The sequence below is a fragment of the Acinetobacter sp. S54 genome (genome assembly GCF_016624945.1).
In the GTDB taxonomy this organism is placed as follows: Bacteria; Pseudomonadota; Gammaproteobacteria; order Pseudomonadales; family Moraxellaceae; genus Acinetobacter.
On sequence record NZ_JACVUI010000003.1, the window covers coordinates 335,435 to 357,983 of the forward strand.

A 22,549-nucleotide genomic window follows, 5' to 3' on the forward strand; every position below is an offset into this window, starting at 1 on the left:
TTTTGAGGAGGCACATAAATTTAAGTCTATGGAGGATATCCAAAAATTGATGGGTAACCGTCAGGATTTTTATATTTATAGTTTTGATACGGATCTCAACGTATCTCTGATGAACTCCATCACGGATGATGCTGCCCGAACCTCAGATCTGATGATCTTGAATAAAAAGTAAATTTAGGGATACAGCTTTAATTTACTTATTTAGATTGATTGCACAATTTCAATAAAAATATTAATATAAACTATTGAATTTAAATGATTATTTTAAATAAAATTGTGACGATTTAGGGAAGGTAAAGATGAATTCTGTCATTTATGGACGCATTTGGGCAGTAGCAGGTTTGATGCTTTTAGGTTGCTTATCCCAAAGCAACGCCAAGCAATATTACAAATGGGTGGATGCAAATGGTGTGACGACCTATTCAGCGACACCACCGCCGACGCAGCGTTCAAATGAACCACAACTGTCATCTCAGAAAACGGCTCCAATGAATCAAAATAAGCCGACGACTAATTTTAAATCAAACGCATCAATTGCAGATGAATACTACAATCCTTACAAACAGAGCATTAAGCCACCTGCAACACCCGTGAGTACTGAAAAAGAAAACCCACCAAAACTCAATAAAACTGAAACTACTCAAACAGTTCAGACCACGAGTTCATCCAAAAAACTAACCTATATGATCAAAGACTGTAATGGCGTACGTTGTAGTGACCATAAAGGCAACAATTATAATAAAGTTACAGGCAATACCTATTTGTCATCACGTGGTGGAGTGTGTCAAATGACAGGAAGCCGAATGGAATGCAATAAATGAAAATCTAAAATATGAAAAGATTTTAACGTAATAGCTTTTGGAAAATATGACAAGATTCAGTATGATGATGCCACCAGATTAAGTTCAGTGTAATGATGAAAAAAGTTCTGTTTCTTGTTTTAGGTTTAGCGTTGGTGGGATGTAGTGAAAAAAAACCATTAACGGCTGAAGAGCAATGGCATGGTTACTGTACCAGTATGGGTAATGCGGCTCGTTCAATTATGCTTGATCGCCAGAATGCGATTGAGAAAGCACAAGCTGTTGAACATGCAAAAAAAATTGAAGATGAGATAACCCGTTCATTTATTTTAAAAATTATTGATGAAGTTTACTCAATGCCTATTGATCAGCTTCAAAATAATCCTGACGCTGCTCGAGAAAATATTCGCAAGCAAACCACAGATCAGTGTATTGCAACACCACATGATAAAATGCCTAACTACAAACCGTTCTAAGAACGGTTTTTTTAGGTTGAAACAAAAGGCGAGCAGTTACAAACTTATTGAGTATTTTGAATACTTGATATAGATAATTTGATAAAAATAAAGAATAATAAATTGACTAATAATTATACGATAGGAGAGCAAAGATGGAAGTTATTGCTTATCTGCATAATGCTGATTTGTTGCTTGAAGACACTCAAGGTGTGGCAATCATCGGTGGTAGTCGTTACGTATTGAGTGTGGGTGACAAGGTTTATATCAGGGAAGTGATTGATGAAAAGGCCAAACTTTATGAGGTGACCATCTCATTTGCCAGTGCCGATCATGCGATGTTACATGAAGATGAAGTCCAGATTAAGTTTGAGGGGAATCGGGACGCATTAAATCAATATTTACAAACCACCACAGTCCACTAAGGTTTTATAGTTTTTATTAACAAAATCAGGCAACATAGGTTGCCTTTTTTATTGATTTAAACCATGGCAAAGCCAAGTAAAGCAGTTAGAGCCTGTTTTTTATGATTTTTGCATAGCAAACTGTCAAGTACTATTTCGCTATAAAATAATGAGAATCACGAAGAAGCACGGCGCTTGCATTAACTTTTGACTTGATTTTTAGTAAAATTTTGCTGTCCATATTATTTGCAAAGCTTTGCTTGGCAGGAATTTGCAAATAATTTTTTAAAAAAGAGGAATAACACTGTGCTAGAAGCTTACCGCCAACACGTTGCAGAACGTGCCGCACTCGGAGTCCCACCGAAGCCACTTGATGATGCGCAAACGGCTGATCTGGTTGAATTGCTAAAAAATCCACCAGCAGGCGAAGAAGCGTTTCTTGTGGACTTGCTCGAAAACCGCGTTCCAGCGGGTGTTGACCAAGCGGCTTATGTAAAAGCAGCTTTTTTGTCAGCAGTTGCAAAAGGTGAAGCGACATCTCCATTAGTTTCTAAAGAACGTGCAGTTTACTTACTTGGCACAATGCTTGGTGGTTATAACGTCGCTCCTTTAGTTGATTTGCTTGATAGCGCTGAACTCAGTGGTTTGGCTGCTGAAGCATTGAAAAAAACGCTTCTAGTGTTTGATGCATTCCATGACGTTGCTGATAAAGCAAAAGCAGGCAATGCCAATGCAAAAGCTGTTTTACAATCTTGGGCAGATGCTGAATGGTTCACTAGCCGTAAAGATGTTCCTGAAGAAATTAAGCTGACTGTTTTCAAAGTTACAGGTGAAACTAACACAGATGACTTGTCTCCAGCACAAGACGCTTGGAGCCGTCCAGATATCCCATTACACGCCAATGCAATGTTGAAAAACGAGCGTGATGGTATTAACCCTGAAAAACCAGGTGAAGTGGGTCCGCTTAATCAAATTAAAGACCTCATCGCAAAAGGCAACCAAGTTGCTTATGTGGGTGATGTTGTTGGTACGGGCTCTTCTCGTAAGTCTGCAACTAACTCTGTTCTTTGGTTCTTCGGTGATGAAATTGCTCATATTCCGAACAAAAAAGATGGTGGTTACTGCTTAGGTACAAAAATTGCGCCAATCTTCTTCAATACAATGGAAGATGCGGGTGCATTACCAGTTGAGATTGATGTTGCTAACATGAACATGGGCGACGAAATCACACTGAAAATTGACCATGCTGCTGCTAAAGTAACAGCGTTCAAAAACGGTGAACAAATTGCTGAATCTGAACTTAAAACGCCTGTTCTTCTAGATGAAGTGCGTGCAGGTGGTCGTATCAACTTGATCGTTGGTCGTGGTTTGACGACTAAAGCACGTGAAGCTCTAGGTCTTGAGCCTTCTACTTTGTTCCGTACTCCAGTACAACCTGCTGCAACTGGCAAAGGCTTTACTTTAGCTCAGAAAATGGTAGGTCGTGCATGTGGTCTTCCAGAAGGTCAAGGTGTAATTCCAGGAACTTACTGTGAACCGAAAATGACGACTGTTGGTTCTCAAGATACCACTGGTCCTATGACACGTGATGAGTTGAAAGATTTGGCTTGTTTAGGCTTCTCGGCTGATCTTGTAATGCAGTCTTTCTGTCACACTGCTGCATATCCAAAACCAGTAGACGTGCAAATGCAACATTCACTTCCAGACTTCATTATGAACCGTGGTGGTGTATCGTTACGTCCGGGTGATGGTATTATTCACTCTTGGTTAAACCGTATGTTATTGCCAGATACTGTTGGTACTGGTGGTGACTCACATACTCGTTTCCCAATTGGTATTTCATTCCCAGCGGGTTCAGGTCTTGTTGCGTTTGCTGCTGCTACTGGTGTAATGCCACTCGATATGCCTGAATCAGTTCTTGTGAAGTTCAAAGGCAAAATGCAGCCTGGTATCACTTTACGTGACCTTGTACATGCGATTCCTTACTACGCAATCAAGGAAGGTGATCTTACTGTTGAGAAAAAAGGTAAGAAAAACATTTTCTCTGGTCGTATCTTAGAAATCGACTTGACTGAAATGGAAACTGACCTAACTGTTGAACAAGCATTTGAATTATCTGATGCTTCTGCTGAACGTTCAGCTGCGGGTTGTGCAATTACACTTTCAGAAGAGAAAGTTGCAGAATACTTGCGTTCTAATATTACCATGTTGAAATGGATGATTTCACAAGGTTATGGCGATGCACGTACTATGGCTCGTCGTATCGAGAACATGGAAAAATGGTTAGAAAATCCATCGCTTCTTAAAGCTGATGCTGATGCTGAATATACCAAAATCTATGAAATCGATCTTGCTGATATTAAAGAACCAGTTCTTTGCTGCCCGAACGATCCAGACGATGCAAAACTTCTTTCTGAAGTTCAAGGTGACAAGATTGATGAGGTATTTATCGGTTCTTGTATGACCAACATCGGACACTTCCGTGCAGCGGGACAGCTTCTCGATAAAGTACCGAGTGGTTCGCTTTCAACTCGTCTATGGTTGGCTCCTCCAACGCGTATGGACGAACATCAGTTGATGGAAGAAGGTCTATATAACATCTATGGTAAAGCTGGCGCACGTACAGAAATGCCGGGTTGTTCACTCTGCATGGGTAACCAAGCACGTGTAGCACCAAATACCACTTGCGTATCGACTTCTACCCGTAACTTCCCGAACCGTTTAGGTCAAGGTGCAAATGTTTACCTTGCTTCTGCTGAACTTGCTTCTGTTGCAGCGGTTCTGGGTAAGCTTCCAAGTCCAGAAGAGTATCAACAATATGCTGCTCAAATCGACAGCATGTCTGCTGACATCTACAAATATTTGAACTTCGATAAGATGGGCGAATATACAGATGCTGCAAACACTGTAGATACTAAGAAAATTGCTGCGGCTCAATTAACTTAATAATCGAGCAAAGAAGGAAGCACTGCTTCCTTCGAGTTTGAAAGTAAAATTATGCATTACTTGAAAATTATGTCTTAAGTAAGTGAATTATAGGGGCTGAGTAATCAGCCCTTATGATTATGATTGAATGAAAATAAGCTCTATGAAAGTTTTAAAAGAAAATAATAGAACATAATAATTTAGAGCTTCAAAACTTAAATCAGGATGGATCGAATCTACAAATGTCGTCGCTATTATAAAAATAATCCTCTCACGTTCATCTATACGATTAGTTTTTAGATAAAGAGAAATATAGCCAATGTAATACTTTAGTTTCTTTTTTTCATACTCGGAGTTTAAACATAACAATTCTACCTTTTGTTCTATTTCACCTTGTTTAAGATACAAGAGCGAAGCAACGAAAATCTCTAATTCCTTAACATTCACAACCGAGATGCCTAAAGTGTTTAGCATTTTTGCAAGTTCATTCCGTATTCTGCTATTTAGTCGGGTGGTATACACACTTAAATTACTCATTTCAATTCTATTATTTATCATTTAAGTATTGTAATACAAAACTATTGTTTTGCTAAACAATATTTTTTTTGTTTTTAGTATTGTACGAAAATACACGCATTTGCTTATATCCCGATAGTATCAATTAATGGATATAGGTCATGCAATACGGTATTTAAGAAAAAAGCAGGGTTGGACTCAACAACAGCTTGCAGACTTTTCACATACTTCAAAAAGTAATATTTCAAATCTTGAAAATGGAAATCAAGGATACAGTCCTGCAATACTTCAATATTTAGCAGAAGCTTTTGGTTGTTCCGTTGCTCAAATTTTTTTATTAGCGGAATACTTAGATGAGAATGAGGAATTAACCCAAGATTGGCAGCATATGCCTATAGATGCATTATTTATTCAGCTTTCTCCTGATTTGCAAAATCAACTAAAACAATTAATCTATACTTTGATTCAATCCAAGTGTTAAGTGCTGTAGAATGAATAGAAATATTTGATTTTAAAAGTATTTATTATTTTTTAACATAGATATTAAAAAGCCCCGCATTGCGGGGCTAGTCGTATATGAATCAAGCCATATACTGTATGAGGCTCATCTCAAACTGAGCGTATTAAACCATAACTTGGGTTGAGTTGCAGTAAATATCTTAAACTTATTCAATCAACATCAAATCAGCCGAATTTGCTGATTTCAGAGGACGCAAAGCAAACGTAGAGCGTGTATGACGGATTCCTTTGATTGAGTAAAGTTTTTTTCTTAAAAAACGCTCGTAATGTTCAGCATCTTTTACGGCAACTTTGACCAGATAATCATATTCACCTGTCACCAAATGCGCTTCAATGACTTCGGGAATATCCGCAAGCGCCTGACTAAAATTTTCTAGCATTTCGTCGTCATGACGTTCAAGTGTAATTTCAATAAAAAATAAATCCTTAATCCCAATTGCTTTGGGATTGATGTTGGCGGTATATCCATCAATAATTTTTAAGGTTTCTAGACGCTTCAAACGCGTCCAACAAGGCGATGAAGATAAGCCGACTTGTTCTGAGAGTTGAGCAATGGTCAATCTACCATTTTGACGTAAGGCAGATAAAATTTTCCGATCAATACGATCTAGTATGTATTCTGTACTGTTCAAAACTTAAACCAAAGGAAAATATTCTGTAAATAATGAATATATCGGAATATTATACCAAAAGCATGGGTAATTTAAAAAAATTAAGTAAAAAATTCTTATTTATTCAAGATAAAATAATTTTATAAATCAAAGACATTAGGGTGGTGGCTTTGATGATGCCGGGAGCATATATGAAGGAAGGGTGCCTTTAAATATGCTTGCGGCATTTTTATTTACAAAGCTAAACAAAACAAATTTTTGTTGAAATTGTTGTAAGCATATGAAAGAAATAAATTATTTTAAAATTAGCTAACTTTTTAAATAAATGCGGAATGATAAATCTTCTCATTTATGATAATTTATTTTAATGTTTTAAGCTTTTTTTAAGTTTTATATGAATTTTATTTTTATTCGCTATGATTAAGCGGCGCTATCTTTTTCTCCTCCTAATTTTGCTTGCATTCACTTCATTATTTGTTGGAGTGGGTGATGTGAGTTTCTCTGGTCTAATGGCTGGCAATTCGCAGGATTGGCAATTATTTTGGACCAGCCGTTTGCCGCGTTTGATGGCCATTATTGTTGCGGGTACAGGTCTGAGTGTTTGTGGCCTGATTATGCAGTCTTTAAGCCGTAATCGCTTTGTTTCACCGACCACAGCAGGTCTTTATGATTGTGCAAGATTGGGGGTGCTTGTTTCAATTATTCTATTGCCCAGTGCTTCTATTTTTATGAGAACGGGTTTTGCCATTGTTGTGACCTTGATCGGTGCAATGGCATTTATGAGCATTCTGGCGACCTTAAAACATCGTGATACGGTATTTGTGCCTTTGGTTGGTATGATTTTTGGTAGCATTATTTCTGCATTTACCACTTTTATCGCATTGCAAATGGATTTGTTGCAAAGTTTGGCTGGGTGGTTGCAGGGAGATTTTTCCACCATTTTAAATGGTCAATACGAACTCATTTATCTCAGTTTACCTGTTTTACTACTTATCTATGTATTTGCGAATCGGTTTGTGTTGGCAGGTCTGGGTGAAGATTTTGCGACTAATTTAGGACTAAATTACAAGCATACCATGTTTGTTGGTTTGATTTTGGTGTCTGTAATTACAGGAGTGGTGATTGTAACCGTAGGTGCGATCCCTTTTTTAGGCTTGATTGTCCCTAATCTGGTGAGCCTGTATTTGGGGGACAATATTCGTAAAACCTTGTCACATACTGCATTGTTAGGGGCAATTCTGGTGTTGCTGTGTGATGTATTTGGTCGAGTGGTTATTTTTCCTTATGAGGTCTCGGTCAGTCTCATTATGGGAGTCTTGGGTAGTGTAATTTTCTTGTGGCTTTTGCTCAGGAGATATCTCTATGCATAATCGAACCAAGTTATTAATTCTTTCTGCCATTACGCTTGTCTCTATTATTTTTTATTTGGGTTGGGGGCTGGGTGTAGGCTGGCAATTTGCAGTCAACCTGCGTTTAAAAACGGTAGCAGCTATTCTTGTTGCGGGTGTTGCTGTCGGAATCTCAACTTTAGTTTTTCATTGTATTGTTAATAATCGTGTGGTCACTCCACAGGCATTGGGTTTAGATAAGTTATATGAGCTTTCTAAAACACTGATTATTTATTTCTTTGGCGCTAGTACCTTACTTTCCATGAATTTTGTCATGGATTATGTGATTAGTTTGGGATTGATGTTGGGCTTTGCACTGCTTTTATATCGTTTTATTTTTAAAAAAGTGGCAGAGCAGAATATTTATTTTCTGTTATTGGTCGGGCTAATTTGTGCCACTTTATTTGACAGCATGGCGACTTTTCTGCAGGTTTTGCTTGATCCTGATGAATTTCAGATTGCAGCCTATGCAGGTTTTGCAAGCTTTAATATTGTAAAAATCGAAATTGTTATTCTGGCTTTAATAACAGTTGTACCTATTCTTATTTATGCACTTAAAAATCATAACCAACTTGATGTGATGGCTTTAGGTCGTGAACATGCTCTTAATCTTGGGCTGGACTATGATAAGACCAGTCGAACGCTTTTAATTTTAGTGGTATTGGCACTGGCATCGGCTACCGCATTGGCTGGTCCAATGATGTTTTTGGGACTATTGGTTCTTAATATCACGTTGGAATTGTTTAAAACTCATCGCCACCACATTTTATTGGTAGGCATTATTTTAGTCAGTATTTTGTCTCTTATTGTTGGGCAATTTGTGGTGCTACATATTTTGAATAACAAAACAACGCTAAGTGTGATTATCAACTTTGTTGGGGGAGTTTATTTCTTCTGGATTTTGTTAAAGGAAAATAAAAAGTGGCAATTGAGTTAAAACATTTAAGTAAAAGTTATCACAGTCAGAAAGTGGTAGATGACGTTTCTTTAAGCATTGCCAAAGGTCAATTTACTGCATTTATTGGTCCTAATGGTGCGGGCAAAAGTACGATCCTTAGCATGATAAGTCGTTTAGCTCAACCCGATTCAGGGCAGGTTTTTCTTGATGGTCTGGATATGTATGCCATGAAAAGTGCTGAAATTGCTAAAAAAATGGCAATTTTAAAACAATCCAATCATACCGAATTGCGTTTAACGATTGAAGATTTGGTAGCTTTTGGTCGATTTCCATATTCACAAGGACGTTTAACTTCTGAGGATCATCGCATTATTGATCGTTCTATCAATTATATGGATCTGAAAGATTTACGTCATGGGCAGTTAAATGAGTTATCGGGTGGACAACGTCAGCGTGCTTATATTGCAATGGTTTTGGCTCAAGACACCGATTATATCTTGCTTGATGAGCCTCTAAATAATTTAGATATGAAGCATTCCGCACAAATTATGCGTGTTTTGAAAGATCTGTCAGTCAATCATGATAAATCTATTATCGTAGTAATCCATGATATCAACTTTGCGTCTGTGTATGCAGATCAGATTATTGCGATGAAACATGGACGGCTCGCCTATGTGGGTTCACCACAGCAAATTATGAATGAAGCGATTTTAGAGAAAATTTTTGATTTCCATATTCCGATTCAGGAGGTGGATCGCCATAAATTAGGACTTTATTTTATTAGTTAGGAGAGGGCTATGTTGCTTAAGAAAACGTTCATTGCAACACTATTCACATTAATATTTGTGGGTTGCAGTAATTCAAACACATCTACACAATCGGAGCAGGGCAATACTGCAAAGAATGCAACCAATGATATTTTAACATTTAGTAGTAAAGCGGGAGATATTACAATTCCTGCAAATGTTTCCCGAATTGCGGTATTGGATACGAATGCTTTAAATACCATTCATGAACTTGGGGCGGATGATAAAGTAGTCGCTTTGCCTAAAGGAACGCCTTTACCTCACGTTTTAAGAAATTTTAATGATTCAAAATATATAGATGTTGGCACCGTGAAGGATCCAAATTTAGAACGTGTGGCCGCTAGTCAGCCTCAATTGGTTTTGATGAGCGGTCGTATGGAAAATGTGATCAACGAAATTAAAACTATTGCTCCAACGTACTTTGTAGATGTTGATTATAATGATCAATTTAACTCATTTAAGCAGCAAACTTTAAATATCGCTGAAATGGTGGGCAAGAAAGCTGAAGCTGAACAACAATTACAAACGCTTGAGTCTGATATTGCTACTTTAAAAGAAAGAACCCAAGGAAAGACGGCATTGATCATTATGGTTAATAATAGCAAAATTGCTGCTTATGGTGCGGGTTCTCGCTTTGGTAATATTCATGATCTATATGGTTTCACGCCAGTCGATCCCTCTATAAAAGTGGGTTTACATGGTATGGCGATTTCATATGAATTTATCGCCCAAAAAAATCCCGATTATATTTTTGTGATTGATCGTGGTGCTGCTATTAGCGAGAAAAAAGATGGTGCCAAGCAGGTCTTAAGTAATGCTATTATTAATAAGACCAAAGCTGCTCAAAATGGTCATATTGTGTATTTGGATTCTAGTAACTGGTATCTGATGAATAATGGTTTGGGCGGCATGAAAGCAATGGTTAAAGAGGTTTCAAATGCTGTAAATGACTAAATTGATATACTTAAAACGCAGTATAATCTGCGTTTTTGTTTCACCATTTTATGGCTTGTCATTGATTGTTTTTCAGTGGTGGAAACATTTGGATAGAGAGGAGGTCGGATTTAGATACCAGATGCTAGAAGCAAATGATATATTTGATGCTGTAAAAAATATCAATTAATGATTCTTAATAATATATAGAAAGACAACTATAAATATGAGCACTAATAAAATATTGACAGATATAGTCATGAGGGAATCCAATGATGAAAATGAAATAATTTTTCTAATTCACTTATATTAAATAGGTTTTTGAACGATTGGTAAACAAATATCTAGAAAGTTCTGTCTATTATTTTGTGAAATAAACACTACATTATTGGTTTTATTTGCTTTTTTGTATGTAATACAAAATTAAAAGAAGAATTAAGATTGCCGCTAATACAAAAGTAATATCACTTGGCACTGAACGATTCCCGTTTTTTACGCTTCTACGTTAAGTATTCTTAAATGTGTTTAGTAATTCTTAAGCAATATTTTGAGGTAAATATGCATAAATGTGAAGCTATATTTTAAATTAATTCCGATCCTGCCAAATTTAAGCCAATTAATTATCTTGATGGTTATCGGAGTGTAGTCATTGCTGATGGCCAAGCATTGGTCATATGTATAAATTAAATCCAAGAACATTGAAGTAAAAAAACAAGATTGATTGTATTGAAAATGACTTTAACAATGAACTAGACATCAAGGCTGCTAAAGATACCAAGCAGCTTAATTTCTGTTCAACTAGTATTAAAACCAAACTGTGCTATTTCTATATTTTTAGTTTTTCGTTTAATAAGGTTTCAATTTCAGTGCGATATGGAATAGAGGATTGTGCACCATATCGCGTTACAGTAATCGCTGCTGCTGCATTGGCAAATTGGGCTGCGTCCTTGTTTGATTTGCCTTCAAGCAAAGCGGTCGCAAAAGCTCCATTAAAGGTATCTCCAGCTGCAATTGAATCTATTGCATCCACTGCAAAAGCAGGGATGAGTTGCCCTTGATCAATTTCACTTAACCAAACTCCTTGAGCTCCTAGCGTGATCACCACTGTTTTTATGCCATACCCATGAAGAATTTGCGCTGCCTTTTGCACATCACTCAGATTCTGAATTTTAATGCCTGTTAAAATTTCTGCTTCAGTTTCATTCGGAGTGATGAAATCGATAATTTTTAAAAGGTCTGGGGATAATGGCTGCGCTGGCGCAGGGTTTAAAATAATTTTTACTCCAGCGTCATGGGCAATATTTGCAGCAGTCATGATGCTGTCCAAAGGTGTTTCAAGCTGCAATAATAATAACTTGGCATTTTGAATTAGGTTTGAAAATTGTTTAACATATTCAACATTTAAGGCGGCGTTGGCTCCAGCATGAATACCAATGAAATTATCTGCATGCTGATCTACAAAGATTAATGCGACTCCAGTATTTTGGTTGGTTGTGCTTTGAACTGCCTGTGTATTGACATGATCTTTTTCTAGTTGAGTTTTAATATGGTTGCCTGCCTCGTCATCCCCGACACGGGCAATAAAAGCAACATTAGCTCCACTGCGTCCAGCAGCCACTGCCTGATTAGCGCCTTTTCCACCAAAAGCAATTTTATAATTTGCTCCTGTAATCGTCTGTCCAGAGGTGGGAAAATCCTTAACGTTTAAAATATGATCAACATTTGCGCTGCCTAAAATCACCATATCAAAAAAACTATTTTTCATTTTGGACAATCGCTTTTGAGATTTATTGCTTAATTGTAACGAGCCTAATTTATTCCTTACATTACAAATGTGTAAGAGAAAAATTATCTTGCTGTTTTCTAAAGATTTTAATCCAACTAAAATAGTTGGTTTAAATGTATTGGTTTTTCGCATTGTGAGAATTTGTATTTTAAATCATTTTTGTTAAGAAAAAATTAAGCTTAAATTCTTAAAACTAAATGGTGACATAAAAATGAATGATGTTCTCAGGAGTGGAAGAAGATGAATTTAGAATATACTCATAAACCAAATTATTATTTTTTTGCGCATAGACTTGTATCTTTTTTGGAGAATGAGGTAAAAAAACATCCTGCTCTTTTACGTGATACATTCAACTTAAATGAAATTTATGATTTATTCGAGCATGATTTTGCCTCAACCAGTACCAACCTAGAAGGTATTATGAATATTGTGGATGAATATGTGATTGAAACAGCATATGGATCACAGCCACTTATCTCAAAATACCGTATTTCTGCTGAAAATCATATTCTTGAACTTGATTTCAATGGTAATGCAGTTACAGAATTAGTTGCGGGTAAATCGATTCAGTATCCTAAAGTTGCTTGATGAAATATTTTCTCGCACAATCAAGGGCAGCTATTTAGCTGCCCTTGATTGTATTTTAATAAAGCGGTTTATATTTCTGCTTCTTCTTCGGTATCATCTTCAGCGGCAATACCTAGCTCTTTGAGCTTGCGTGTAAGCGTGTTACGTCCCCAACCCAATAGTTCGGCTGCATGGCGTTTACGACCACGGGTTTGTTGTAGGGCTGCATTAATTAAAGTTCGCTCAAACATGGGGGTGGCCATATCCAGAATTTTCATTTCACCATTTTTTAATTTTTGAATTGCCCATTGGCCTAGTAATTCATCCCAATGATGTAATGAAATGCGATCAACGCCCGTTGGTGTTGATGTTTGTTCCCCCGATTTTTGAATAGGAATTTGTTTCAGCTCGGAAGGTAGATCTTCTGGATAAACATCGCGACCCGTGATCATGACAGTTAACCAGCGGCAGGTATTTTCAAGTTGACGAACATTCCCAGGCCACGGTAATTGCTGCATATAATCTGTGGTTTCTGGACGTAGAATTTTGGGGCTGACTCCTAATTCTTTGCCTGCACGGGCTAAAAAGTGTTGTGCCAGCATCGGAATGTCTTCGCTACGGTGTGCAAGTTTTGGAATGTGAATGCGAATAACATTTAAACGATGATATAAGTCTTCCCGGAAGCGCCCTTCATTCACCAATTTTTCTAGGTCTTGATGGGTCGCTGCGACAATACGCACATCAACTCGTACAGGAATATGTCCGCCTACACGATAAAACTCACCATCGGCTAACACACGTAGCAATCGGGTTTGGGTTTCAAAAGGCATATCACCAATTTCATCTAAAAATAGTGTGCCACCATTGGCTTGTTCAAAACGGCCCTGACGTTGAGTATTGGCTCCTGTAAAAGCCCCTTTTTCATGGCCAAAAAGCTCTGTTTCAATCAAGTCTTTTGGAATCGCAGCCATATTTAGTGCAATAAAAGGTTTACTGCTACGTGGTGAATGTTTGTGTAGCGCATGAGCGACCAGCTCTTTACCTGTACCAGATTCACCGTTAATTAATACCGTAATGTGTGATTGTGATAATCGTCCAATGGCACGGAAAACTTCCTGCATGGCAGGGGATTCACCAATAATTTCAGTTGATTGAACTGGAGCCGTTGTTTTTGCAGCTTCTTGTTGCTGTAATTTATTGATATGCAAAATTGCCCGATGAACCAGTGCTAAGGCTTCATCAATATCAAAAGGTTTAGGTAAATATTCAAAAGCACCGGTCTGATAGCTTGATACTGCTGATTCCAGATCTGAATGTGCTGTCATAATAATGACGGGTAAATCAGGATAATTATTTTTTACTTTACCTAAAAAAGTGAGACCATCGATACCCGGCATACGGATGTCGGTCAGAATCACTTCTGGCGCATCGCTGGAAAGTTGATCCAAAGCGGTTTGAGCTTCTTCAAAACTAGTTACATCAAAGCCTTCTTCTTTGAATGTTTTTTCTAATACCCAGCGCATGGCGCGGTCATCATCAATTACCCATATTTTATTTCGCGACACGGTCTGACTCCCAAGGTAAATATAAGCTAAATGTTGTTTTTCCAGCGACGGACTGACATTCGATCATTCCGTTATGTTGATGCATAATATTTTGTGCAATACTTAAACCAAGTCCTGTTCCTTTGGCTCGTCCTGTAACTAAAGGATAAAAAACGGACTCTAAAATCTCTTGTGGTACGCCTGGACCATTATCTTCAATATCAATGCGTACAGCAGATCGATTTAATAAACCATTAATTGTTACAAGGCGTTGAATACGGGTTCTTAAGATTAGCTCAGGCTCATGATCAACAAAAAACTCTTTATTTTCTGTCATTGCCTGAATGGCATTGACGCTAATATTCAGCATAACTTGAATGAGTTGATCACGATCTGCTTTGACATCAGGCAATGACAAATCATAGTCACGAGTAATTTTAATTTTCTTCTTGGTTTGATTCACAATAAGAGAGCGTACTCGTTCTAGTGGTTCATGCACATTGACATCTTCATAACTTGGCAACTGACGCGAACCAAGCATGGTATCTGCAAGATTTCTTAAACGATCAACTTCATTAATAATGACATCGGTAAATTCTGTATATTTAGGATCTTTTAAACTACGTGCCAGTAATTGAGTTGCACCGCGGATACCACCTAACGGATTTTTAACTTCATGGGCAACTCCACGAATTAACTGGCGTGCCACTTGATGTTGTTGAATCAAATTTTCTTCTTTAGAGATTTTGAGCATCCGATCAATTGGATTAAGCTCTATCAATAATAAAGGATGATAATTTTTGCCTGTATTTAAGGCTGAAACAGAATAATCAACGTGTATATCTTTAAAATTAACATTAATGGTGGCTTCACGGCGTGTGTAATGTTGACCTGAGTGAAGTGTATTTAAAAGTGCTTCATGGGTGTTGAAGGTGTCATCGGGCGAGTGCAAAAGATTGAGCACAGGTAAACCTGAGGCACGAAGTAAACTAATATCAAACAACGCTTCGCATGAAGAATTGAGATAAAAAATATTCAGGTCACTATCGACCAATAATATCGCAGTGGTTAAGTTATCGACTAAAAGTCGATAGTCAATGGTCTCTCTTTGATCCATTAGAAAATGTTTCCTGTCTTAAAATAGCGCAATGACATTTTCATTTAATCCAGTTTTTCCCTGTAATGGGACATAAGTTAAGCAAAATACACGCCAACTTTGGGTAGAAAACACCTTGGTTCTAAGTCTGTATTAAAAATGAGCAAAATAGATGAATTGTGATCGATTTAAAAACAAGCTTTATGAGATAACATCTTAAATTGAATCATAATGGTGCAATAGTTGTTTTTAATAAAAATATTGGTTGTATTTTGGTGCATTAAACGAACTGTTCATATTCCACCTGTTTTTATTGCTAGAAACGTCATACAATACGCGGATTCTAGTGGAGTGCAGATTCATGAAGTCCCCCAAAGTCGGTTTTGTATCTTTAGGTTGTCCTAAGGCATTGGTAGATTCTGAACGAATTTTAACTCAGTTACGTACTGAAGGTTATCAGGTCGCATCAGATTATGATGGTGCTGATTTGGTTGTAGTAAATACCTGCGGTTTTATTGAATCTGCGGTACAAGAATCATTAGACGCGATTGGCGAAGCCATGAGTGAAAATGGTCGTGTCATTGTGACTGGATGTTTAGGAAAAGATGAAGACAAAATTCGTCAAATGCATCCTAATGTTTTAAAGGTCACGGGTGCAGCGGCCTATCAAGATGTGATGGAAGCTGTACATGAATATGTCCCTGCGCCACCTCAACATAATCCTTTTGTTGATCTAGTGCCTGAACAAGGTATTCGTTTGACACCTAAGCATTATGCTTACCTAAAAATTTCTGAAGGTTGTAACCATCGCTGTACATTCTGCATCATTCCAAGCATGCGTGGTGATCTCGTTTCCCGTCCAGTCGGTTCAGTGCTTGAAGAAGCGGCTGCGCTTAAACGTGCTGGTGTAAAAGAAGTGTTGGTCATTTCTCAGGATACCTCAGCTTATGGCGTTGATACCAAATACAAGTTGGACTTCTGGAATGGTCAGCCTGTAAAAACTAAATTTTATGATATGTGTGAAGCCCTTGGTCAACTTGGTATCTGGGTGCGTTTGCATTATGTTTACCCTTATCCTCATGTCGATGCCGTAATCGATTTGATGGCACAAGGCAAAATTCTTCCTTATCTTGATATTCCTTTTCAGCATGCCAGTCCGCGCGTCTTAAAATTGATGAAGCGACCAGCTCATAGTGAAAATACGCTTGATCGCCTAAAAACATGGCGGGAAAAATGTCCAGATTTAGTTATTCGTTCTACATTTGTTGTTGGCTTTCCTGGTGAAACAGAAGAAGACTTTCAGATTCTTCTAGACTGGTTGCAAGAAGCGCAGCTTGATCGAGTGGGTTGTTTTACTTATTCGCCAGTTGAGGGTGCAACAGCCAATGACTTGCCGGATCATGTGCCTGAAGAGATCAAGCAGGAGCGTTATGAAAGATTTATGCAGGTTCAGCAGGCAATTTCTGCGGCTAAACTGCAAAAGCGCATTGGTCAAACCATGACTGTTTTAGTGGATAGTCTCGAAGATGAGTATCCAGTTGCAGTAGCGCGTTCTTATGCTGATGCGCCTGAAATTGATGGTAATGTCTTTGTCGAAGATATTGATAAATCAAAAATTCAGGCAGGTGATTTACTTGAAGTCGAAATTACCGATGCAGATGAATACGATTTATTTGCCAAGTTGATTACAATTAAATCAGCTTGATGCTTTTATGTTGCAACGAACAAAATTTATTTTTTACACATTGTTTTTTGGAGCTTACCATGGCGGATTCTAACAGCCCCCGTTACTCACGTATTCTACTCAAACTTTCTGGTGAGGCATTGTCGGGCAATAAAGACATGGGGATCGATGCACAAGTGCTTGATCAAATGTCATTGTCCATTGCTCATCTGGTTGGATTGGGCGTTCAGGTGGGTATCGTTGTTGGTGGTGGAAACCTGTATCGTGGTAGTCAACTGCAAAAAGATGGGTTGGTTGGGCGCGTAACTGGTGACCAAATGGGTATGTTGGCAACTGTTATGAATGGTCTTGCACTGCGTGATGCTCTAGTGCGTCGTAACATCAAAACTCGTCTTATGTCTGCGCTTCCAATTGGTACGGTGGTTGAATCTTACTCAAGCCGTGATGCCATTCGTCACTTGAGTCAGGGTGAGGTTTGTGTATTTGTTGCTGGTACGGGCAATCCATTCTTTACTACAGATACAGCGGCGTGTTTGCGTGGTATCGAAATTGAAGCCAACCTAATTTTAAAAGCGACTAAAGTTGATGGCGTATATAATAAAGATCCAAGTAAATACGACGATGCGGTTAAGTATGATCATTTAACATTCGATCAGGTATTGGATGAAAAGCTGGGTGTGATGGATTTAACCGCAATCTGTTTATGCCGTGATCATAACGTACCGCTTCAAGTCTTTGATATGAATAAAGCTGGCGCACTATTATCTGTCGTGATGGGTGAAAAAGAAGGGACTCACGTTACGAAATAATGTACGTGACGTAGAAAGCTCTTTATACTACTCGACTAATTTAGCAATTACACCTTGAATGAATAAGTAAGGAAGATCATATGATTAACGATCTCAAACAAGACAGCGAACAACGCATGCAAAAAACCCTTGAGTCACTTGAGCAGGGTTTTGCAAAAGTTCGTACCGGACGTGCTCATCCATCCATTCTAAACGGTGTAATGGTTTCTTACTATGGATCTGATGTGCCATTAAATCAGGTAGCCAACGTAGGTATTGAAGACTCGCGGACATTGGTTGTGCAACCATTTGAACGTACGATGGTTTCAGCGATCGATAAAGCAATTCGCGAAAGTGATTTAGGTTTAAACCCAATCACAGCAGATGCAATCCGTGTGCCTTTACCAGCACTTACTGAAGAAACTCGTCGTGATATGCAAAAAGTTGCACGTTCAGAAGCTGAAAATGCCAAAGTTGCAATTCGTAATATTCGTCGTGATGTATTGGGCGATATCAAATCACTTTTAAAAGATAAAGAAATTTCTGAAGATGATGAACGCCGTGCAGGTGATGATATTCAGAAAATTACCGATAAATATGTTGCTGAAGTTGATAAACGCTTGGCAGCAAAAGAAGCTGAATTGATGAAGGTCTGATTTTATGACCGCTTCAGAAGAGCTTCATCTTCCAAAACATGTTGCCATCATTATGGATGGCAACAACCGTTTTGCTAAAAAAAATCAAATGCAAAAAGGAGATGGGCATCGTGAAGGAAAGAACAGTCTAGATCCAATTGTTGAGCACTGTCGAAGTAAAGGTATTCAGGCATTAACCGTATTTGCCTTTTCTAGTGAAAACTGGAATCGTCCGCAATTTGAAGTCGATTTATTGATGAAATTGCTCGAAGAGACAATTCATGAACAGTTACCACGAATGGAAAAATTCAATATTGCCCTGCAATTCATTGGTGACAGATCTCGCTTATCTCCACATTTAAAAGAATTGATGTTGCATGCTGAACAGCAGACTGCTAGTTTTGACAGCATGACTTTAACTATCGCCATTAGTTATGGGGGTATGTGGGATATTGCGCAAACTGCAAAACAAATTGCGCTGGATGTAAAAGCAGGGGTATTGGATGTTGAGCAAATAGATACTCAGCTTTTTAATCGGCGAATTAGTCTAAACAATTTACCTGCTGTTGATTTGCTTATTCGTACAGGTGGTGATTATCGCTTGTCTAATTTCCTGCTTTGGCAGGCTGCTTATGCCGAATTTTATTTTACTGAAACGCTATGGCCGGAGTTTTCTGTAAAAGAATTTGATCGTGCTTTGGATGTGTTTGCAGGACGCGAACGACGTTTTGGTAAGACTTCTGAACAAATCCACCAAGAGAAAATTGAGAATTAATAAATGTTAGAGCGGATAATTACCGCATTGGTATTGGTAGCCGTGGTACTCACTTGTATGTTTGCTACCAGTTCACACTATCCAATGTTTGGGTTAATGATTGTAGCGGCTGGGGTGGCTGGCTACGAATGGTTTAAATTAATGCCAAGAGATGTGGCGTTATTTAAACCGAATGCATGGGCGTATGGGCTTGTTGTTTCACTGCTATCTGCATTAGCACTTTATTATAATGAAATTGCAATTCTGTTATGGTGTGCATCTATTCTGACATGGCTGGTGAGTAGCTTTTGGGTTAAATCTTATCCTGAATATGATGGTTGGTATAACAGTACGCTTTATGTTATTGGCGTGATACTCGTAAGTGCGGCAGTTACAGCGATCTTTGAAGTTTGGCAAAGTTCTCCATGGTGGTTGATGTATTTGTTTCTGCTTGTTTGGGGGGCGGATTCTGGTGCTTATTTTGTTGGACGCAAATTTGGTCAAAATAAACTTGCCCCTACAGTAAGCCCAAATAAATCTGTTGAAGGATTAATTGGTGGCGTAGGGTTAGCCATCATTATTATTGTAGTGGTGCAGGTTAATTATCTAAGTTTGACTTTTGCTCAACATCTGCTATTTCTGATTCTGTCTGTGGTTACAGTTTTTGCCTCAGTTTTAGGTGATTTATTTGAATCTATGGTGAAACGCCGTGCAGGCATAAAAGATTCTGGGCGTATTTTACCGGGTCATGGCGGAGTGCTGGATCGTATTGACTCTTTACTGGCAGCAGCTCCAATTTTTGCAGCAGGCATGTATTTATTAAAGCTCATTGGTGTAGATCTATAAATGACTCAATCTGTTTGTATATTTGGTGTGACGGGTTCAATTGGTCAAAGTACATTAAAAATATTGGATCGTCATTCCGATAAGTATACGCTTTTTGCAGCAACGGCTTATAGTCGCATTAAGGAGTTGGCTCAAATATGCAAACAATATCAGCCTAAAATTGCTGTTGTGCCTGCATCAAAAGTGGATGAACTTCGTGCAGAGTTGGTTGCTCTAGACGTTTCTGATATTGAAATATTGGCTGGAGAGCAAGGCTTAATAGCGATTGCTGAAAGTCCTGAAGTTGATATAGTAATGGCTGCCATCGTTGGTGCAGCGGGGCTTTTGCCTACACTTGCTGCTATCAAGGCAGGTAAAAGGGTGTTGCTTGCTAACAAAGAAGCATTAGTGATGTCTGGTGAAATCATGATGCAGGCAGCACGTGATCACAAAGCATTATTACTACCTGTTGATTCTGAACATAATGCGATTTTTCAGTCATTGCCACATAATTACTTAAATATACAGCGCAATGGGCAACCTCAGTTGGGTGTGTCGCAAATTTTACTCACTGCTTCTGGTGGCCCATTCTTAAATCATTCACTTGAGCAACTGCATCAGGTTACACCACAGCAGGCTTGTAAGCACCCAAATTGGTCAATGGGTCAAAAAATTTCAGTTGATTCTGCCACTTTAATGAATAAAGGTTTGGAGCTTATTGAAGCGTGTCATTTGTTTTCAATATCTGAACATTTTGTTACAGTTGTAATTCATCCACAAAGTATTATTCATTCAATGGTTCAATATATTGATGGTTCAACTTTGGCACAAATGGGAAATCCTGATATGTGTACGCCAATCGCTCATGCATTAGCATGGCCAGAGCGATTAGATACACATGTTGCTGCACTTGATTTATTTACGCATTCACATCTTAACTTTCAGCAGCCGGATGTTGAAAAGTTTCCATCTTTAAATCTCGCACGTCAAGCTATGCGTGATGGAGGTTTAGCTCCTACCATTTTGAATGCTGCAAATGAAATTGCTGTTGAGGCATTTTTGAATTTGAAAATAAAATTTACCATGATCCCAGAAGTGGTTGAGCATACGCTCAATCACGTGCAAAATGGTTCGGCACAGAGTATTGAAATCATTTTGGATACAGACCGATTAGCCCGTGATGTTGCGCATCAATTTGTGGCTAACGCAGGAGGCTGAACATGAATATTCTTTTTATCATCGTTGCAGCAATTCTGTTGCTTGGACCACTTATTGCCATTCATGAATTTGGGCATTATTGGGTTGCGCGTAAGCTTGGTGTCAAGGTCCTGGTTTATTCGATTGGTTTTGGTCCGACTTTATTCAAATGGATCTCTAAAAAATCAGGTATTCAATACCAACTTTCAGCATTGCCACTGGGCGGTTATGTCAAAATGTTGGATGAGCGTGAGGGAAATGTAGCAGAAGCTGATTTGCCTTATGCATTTAACCGTCAACCGCCTTGGAAAAGAATTGCGATTGTAGCCGCAGGGCCTGTCATTAATTTGTTATTCGCGATTGTATTATTCTGGATTTTATTTATCCCATCTCAAGAACAGCTAAATACGCGTATTGGCAAAATCCTGCCGAATACACCAGCGGCTCAAGTGGATTTGCATGCTGGCGATAAAGTGCTATCGATCGATGGGAAACAAACGCCGACATGGGAAAAGTTAAACTTTGCACTGGTTGATCGAGCGGGTGAAACTGGCCAGATTCAAATGACAGTGGATCGTGAGGGTGCTCAAAAAAGTGTTGCTCTGCCTATTCGTGACTTTCTAAAAGATCAGTCCCAATCTGCTCTGGATGTGCTTGGATTTTTGCCTTATCGCCCTGCGATGCCTGCCGTGATTCACCAGTTAAGTGAGGATGGCGCTGCAATTCGTCAAGGTATGAAAGTAGGAGATCAAATCCTTTCAATTGATGGTATCAAGATGAATGATTGGTTTGATGTTGTTGATATAGTACAGAAATCTCCTGAAAAATTGCTCAATATGGATGTACTTCGTGGTGGGCAAGTGGTGCACTTGCACGTCATGCCACAAGGTAAACGTGACAATATGGGAAATACAACGGGAATGCTTGGCGTTCAAAGCAATCCGGGTAAAGTCACTATCCCCGCCGAATACAAGCAGACCATCCAGTATAATCCTGCGCAAGCTTTAGTTATGGCAGTGGATAAAACCACGCAAATTTCTGGCATGATTTTGAATTCGATTGTGAAAATGTTTCGCGGGTTAATTGGACTCGAAAATTTATCTGGTCCTATTACTATTGCTAAAGTTGCAGGACAAAGTGCTGAAATGGGATGGCAAACTTTTATCTCATTTATGGCACTTATGAGTGTAAGTCTTGGAATTTTAAATTTATTACCTATTCCTATGTTGGATGGCGGACATTTGGTTTATTATTTTATCGAAGCAATTCGCGGTAAACCTGTTTCCGAACAAATACAAATGATGGGCTTAAAAATTGGTATGGTACTGCTCGGCAGTATGATGCTCTTGGCTCTCTTTAATGATTTTATGCGTTTATAACGTTTAGATGGAAAAATTAACTTACTGGAAAAATCTGGC

Annotated in this window: 21 protein-coding genes; 17 read left to right on the plus strand and 4 right to left on the minus strand. The window is 38.4% G+C overall.

The window, feature by feature from the left end:
• Nucleotides 1-299 precede the first annotated feature (299 nt).
• The 5 genes from IAE20_RS07190 (at nt 300) to IAE20_RS07210 (ending at nt 5,581) form a co-directional block, all read left to right on the plus strand.
• Entirely contained in the window at nt 300-821 is a 522-nt protein-coding gene (locus IAE20_RS07190) for a DUF4124 domain-containing protein (RefSeq protein WP_200481932.1), read from the plus strand.
• 95 nt (nt 822-916) lie between these two features.
• Entirely contained in the window at nt 917-1,276 is a 360-nt protein-coding gene (locus IAE20_RS07195) for a hypothetical protein (protein ID WP_200460288.1), read from the plus strand.
• A gap of 134 nt (nt 1,277-1,410) precedes the next feature.
• The gene (locus IAE20_RS07200) at nt 1,411-1,680 is read left to right on the plus strand and encodes a hypothetical protein (RefSeq protein ID WP_200460139.1); all 270 of its coding nucleotides are present in this window, start codon (nt 1,411-1,413) and stop codon (nt 1,678-1,680) included.
• 285 nt (nt 1,681-1,965) lie between these two features.
• The gene (locus tag IAE20_RS07205; protein WP_200460140.1) at nt 1,966-4,605 is read left to right on the plus strand and encodes a bifunctional aconitate hydratase 2/2-methylisocitrate dehydratase; all 2,640 of its coding nucleotides are present in this window, start codon (nt 1,966-1,968) and stop codon (nt 4,603-4,605) included.
• Between the two features lie 643 nt (nt 4,606-5,248).
• Nucleotides 5,249-5,581 carry a helix-turn-helix domain-containing protein gene (locus tag IAE20_RS07210; RefSeq protein WP_200460141.1) on the plus strand — a complete coding sequence of 111 codons (333 nt, stop codon included), beginning with the start codon at nt 5,249-5,251 and terminating at the stop codon, nt 5,579-5,581.
• Between the two features lie 184 nt (nt 5,582-5,765).
• On the opposite strand, the gene IAE20_RS07215 is transcribed toward IAE20_RS07210, so the two are convergent.
• Nucleotides 5,766-6,251 carry an Lrp/AsnC family transcriptional regulator gene (locus IAE20_RS07215; protein ID WP_200460142.1) on the minus strand — a complete coding sequence of 162 codons (486 nt, stop codon included), beginning with the start codon at nt 6,249-6,251 and terminating at the stop codon, nt 5,766-5,768.
• 395 nt (nt 6,252-6,646) lie between these two features.
• Here IAE20_RS07215 and IAE20_RS07220 point away from each other — a divergent pair, with 395 nt between their 5' ends.
• The 4 genes from IAE20_RS07220 to IAE20_RS07235 are packed head-to-tail and all read left to right on the plus strand — an operon-like array spanning nt 6,647 to nt 10,276.
• On the plus strand, nt 6,647-7,600 hold the full coding sequence (locus IAE20_RS07220) for an ABC transporter permease (RefSeq protein WP_200481931.1): 954 nt from the start codon (nt 6,647-6,649) through the stop codon (nt 7,598-7,600).
• On the plus strand, nt 7,593-8,555 hold the full coding sequence (locus IAE20_RS07225; RefSeq protein ID WP_200481930.1) for an iron chelate uptake ABC transporter family permease subunit: 963 nt from the start codon (nt 7,593-7,595) through the stop codon (nt 8,553-8,555). The genes IAE20_RS07220 and IAE20_RS07225 overlap by 8 nt, the downstream gene beginning before the upstream one ends.
• The gene (locus IAE20_RS07230) at nt 8,540-9,304 is read left to right on the plus strand and encodes an ABC transporter ATP-binding protein (RefSeq protein ID WP_200481929.1); all 765 of its coding nucleotides are present in this window, start codon (nt 8,540-8,542) and stop codon (nt 9,302-9,304) included. The genes IAE20_RS07225 and IAE20_RS07230 overlap by 16 nt, the downstream gene beginning before the upstream one ends.
• A gap of 9 nt (nt 9,305-9,313) precedes the next feature.
• A complete protein-coding gene (locus IAE20_RS07235; protein WP_200481928.1) occupies nt 9,314-10,276 on the plus strand; it encodes a siderophore ABC transporter substrate-binding protein in 963 nt (320 codons plus the stop codon).
• 805 nt (nt 10,277-11,081) lie between these two features.
• Here the strand turns inward: IAE20_RS07235 and rbsK are convergent.
• Entirely contained in the window at nt 11,082-12,020 is a 939-nt protein-coding gene (gene rbsK, locus IAE20_RS07240; RefSeq protein ID WP_200481927.1) for a ribokinase, read from the minus strand.
• A 261-nt stretch (nt 12,021-12,281) separates the two neighbouring features.
• Between rbsK and IAE20_RS07245 the strand changes: the two genes are divergently transcribed.
• Nucleotides 12,282-12,629, plus strand: a complete 348-nt coding sequence (locus IAE20_RS07245; protein ID WP_200460148.1) for a hypothetical protein — start codon at nt 12,282-12,284, stop codon at nt 12,627-12,629.
• 68 nt (nt 12,630-12,697) lie between these two features.
• On the opposite strand, the gene glnG is transcribed toward IAE20_RS07245, so the two are convergent.
• Complete coding sequence (gene glnG / locus IAE20_RS07250; protein ID WP_200481926.1) at nt 12,698-14,173, minus strand: nitrogen regulation protein NR(I); 1,476 nt, start codon at nt 14,171-14,173, stop codon at nt 12,698-12,700.
• The gene (gene glnL, locus IAE20_RS07255; protein ID WP_200460150.1) at nt 14,160-15,269 is read right to left on the minus strand and encodes a nitrogen regulation protein NR(II); all 1,110 of its coding nucleotides are present in this window, start codon (nt 15,267-15,269) and stop codon (nt 14,160-14,162) included. Before glnL ends, glnG begins: the two co-directional genes overlap by 14 nt.
• Nucleotides 15,270-15,609: 340 nt before the next feature.
• Here glnL and rimO point away from each other — a divergent pair, with 340 nt between their 5' ends.
• The 7 genes from rimO (at nt 15,610) to rseP (ending at nt 22,510) form a co-directional block, all read left to right on the plus strand.
• Complete coding sequence (rimO, locus tag IAE20_RS07260) at nt 15,610-16,953, plus strand: 30S ribosomal protein S12 methylthiotransferase RimO (RefSeq protein ID WP_200460151.1); 1,344 nt, start codon at nt 15,610-15,612, stop codon at nt 16,951-16,953.
• 59 nt (nt 16,954-17,012) lie between these two features.
• The gene (pyrH, locus tag IAE20_RS07265; protein ID WP_200460152.1) at nt 17,013-17,741 is read left to right on the plus strand and encodes a UMP kinase; all 729 of its coding nucleotides are present in this window, start codon (nt 17,013-17,015) and stop codon (nt 17,739-17,741) included.
• Nucleotides 17,742-17,821: 80 nt separating this feature from the next.
• Nucleotides 17,822-18,376: a ribosome recycling factor gene (gene frr, locus IAE20_RS07270; RefSeq protein WP_200460153.1), complete on the plus strand. Its 555-nt coding sequence runs from the start codon at nt 17,822-17,824 to the stop codon at nt 18,374-18,376.
• A 4-nt stretch (nt 18,377-18,380) separates the two neighbouring features.
• Nucleotides 18,381-19,130: a polyprenyl diphosphate synthase gene (gene uppS / locus IAE20_RS07275; protein ID WP_200460154.1), complete on the plus strand. Its 750-nt coding sequence runs from the start codon at nt 18,381-18,383 to the stop codon at nt 19,128-19,130.
• A 3-nt stretch (nt 19,131-19,133) separates the two neighbouring features.
• On the plus strand, nt 19,134-19,955 hold the full coding sequence (locus tag IAE20_RS07280) for a phosphatidate cytidylyltransferase (RefSeq protein ID WP_200460155.1): 822 nt from the start codon (nt 19,134-19,136) through the stop codon (nt 19,953-19,955).
• Nucleotides 19,956-21,152 (plus strand): 1-deoxy-D-xylulose-5-phosphate reductoisomerase, encoded by a 1,197-nt coding sequence (gene ispC / locus IAE20_RS07285; RefSeq protein ID WP_200481925.1) that lies wholly within the window; start codon nt 19,956-19,958, stop codon nt 21,150-21,152. It abuts the gene before it with no gap.
• Nucleotides 21,153-21,154: 2 nt separating this feature from the next.
• The gene (rseP, locus tag IAE20_RS07290; RefSeq protein ID WP_200481924.1) at nt 21,155-22,510 is read left to right on the plus strand and encodes an RIP metalloprotease RseP; all 1,356 of its coding nucleotides are present in this window, start codon (nt 21,155-21,157) and stop codon (nt 22,508-22,510) included.
• Nucleotides 22,511-22,549 lie beyond the last annotated feature (39 nt).

Excerpts from the sequence above, each read along its gene's own strand:
- rimO (WP_200460151.1), top strand. The coding sequence starts at position 15,610 with ATGAAGTCCCCCAAAGTCGGTTTTGTATCTTTAGGTTGTCCTAAGGCA.
- IAE20_RS07225 (WP_200481930.1), top strand. The coding sequence starts at position 7,593 with ATGCATAATCGAACCAAGTTATTAATTCTTTCTGCCATTACGCTTGTC.
- IAE20_RS07235 (WP_200481928.1), top strand. The coding sequence starts at position 9,314 with ATGTTGCTTAAGAAAACGTTCATTGCAACACTATTCACATTAATATTT.
- frr (WP_200460153.1), top strand. The coding sequence starts at position 17,822 with ATGATTAACGATCTCAAACAAGACAGCGAACAACGCATGCAAAAAACC.
- IAE20_RS07280 (WP_200460155.1), top strand. The coding sequence starts at position 19,134 with ATGTTAGAGCGGATAATTACCGCATTGGTATTGGTAGCCGTGGTACTC.
- glnL (WP_200460150.1), bottom strand. The coding sequence starts at position 15,269 with ATGGATCAAAGAGAGACCATTGACTATCGACTTTTAGTCGATAACTTA.
- rseP (WP_200481924.1), top strand. The coding sequence starts at position 21,155 with ATGAATATTCTTTTTATCATCGTTGCAGCAATTCTGTTGCTTGGACCA.
- pyrH (WP_200460152.1), top strand. The coding sequence starts at position 17,013 with ATGGCGGATTCTAACAGCCCCCGTTACTCACGTATTCTACTCAAACTT.
- ispC (WP_200481925.1), top strand. The coding sequence starts at position 19,956 with ATGACTCAATCTGTTTGTATATTTGGTGTGACGGGTTCAATTGGTCAA.
- IAE20_RS07220 (WP_200481931.1), top strand. The coding sequence starts at position 6,647 with ATGATTAAGCGGCGCTATCTTTTTCTCCTCCTAATTTTGCTTGCATTC.
- IAE20_RS07200 (WP_200460139.1), top strand. The coding sequence starts at position 1,411 with ATGGAAGTTATTGCTTATCTGCATAATGCTGATTTGTTGCTTGAAGAC.
- IAE20_RS07245 (WP_200460148.1), top strand. The coding sequence starts at position 12,282 with ATGAATTTAGAATATACTCATAAACCAAATTATTATTTTTTTGCGCAT.
- uppS (WP_200460154.1), top strand. The coding sequence starts at position 18,381 with ATGACCGCTTCAGAAGAGCTTCATCTTCCAAAACATGTTGCCATCATT.
- IAE20_RS07210 (WP_200460141.1), top strand. The coding sequence starts at position 5,249 with ATGGATATAGGTCATGCAATACGGTATTTAAGAAAAAAGCAGGGTTGG.
- rbsK (WP_200481927.1), bottom strand. The coding sequence starts at position 12,020 with ATGAAAAATAGTTTTTTTGATATGGTGATTTTAGGCAGCGCAAATGTT.
- IAE20_RS07195 (WP_200460288.1), top strand. The coding sequence starts at position 917 with ATGAAAAAAGTTCTGTTTCTTGTTTTAGGTTTAGCGTTGGTGGGATGT.
- IAE20_RS07190 (WP_200481932.1), top strand. The coding sequence starts at position 300 with ATGAATTCTGTCATTTATGGACGCATTTGGGCAGTAGCAGGTTTGATG.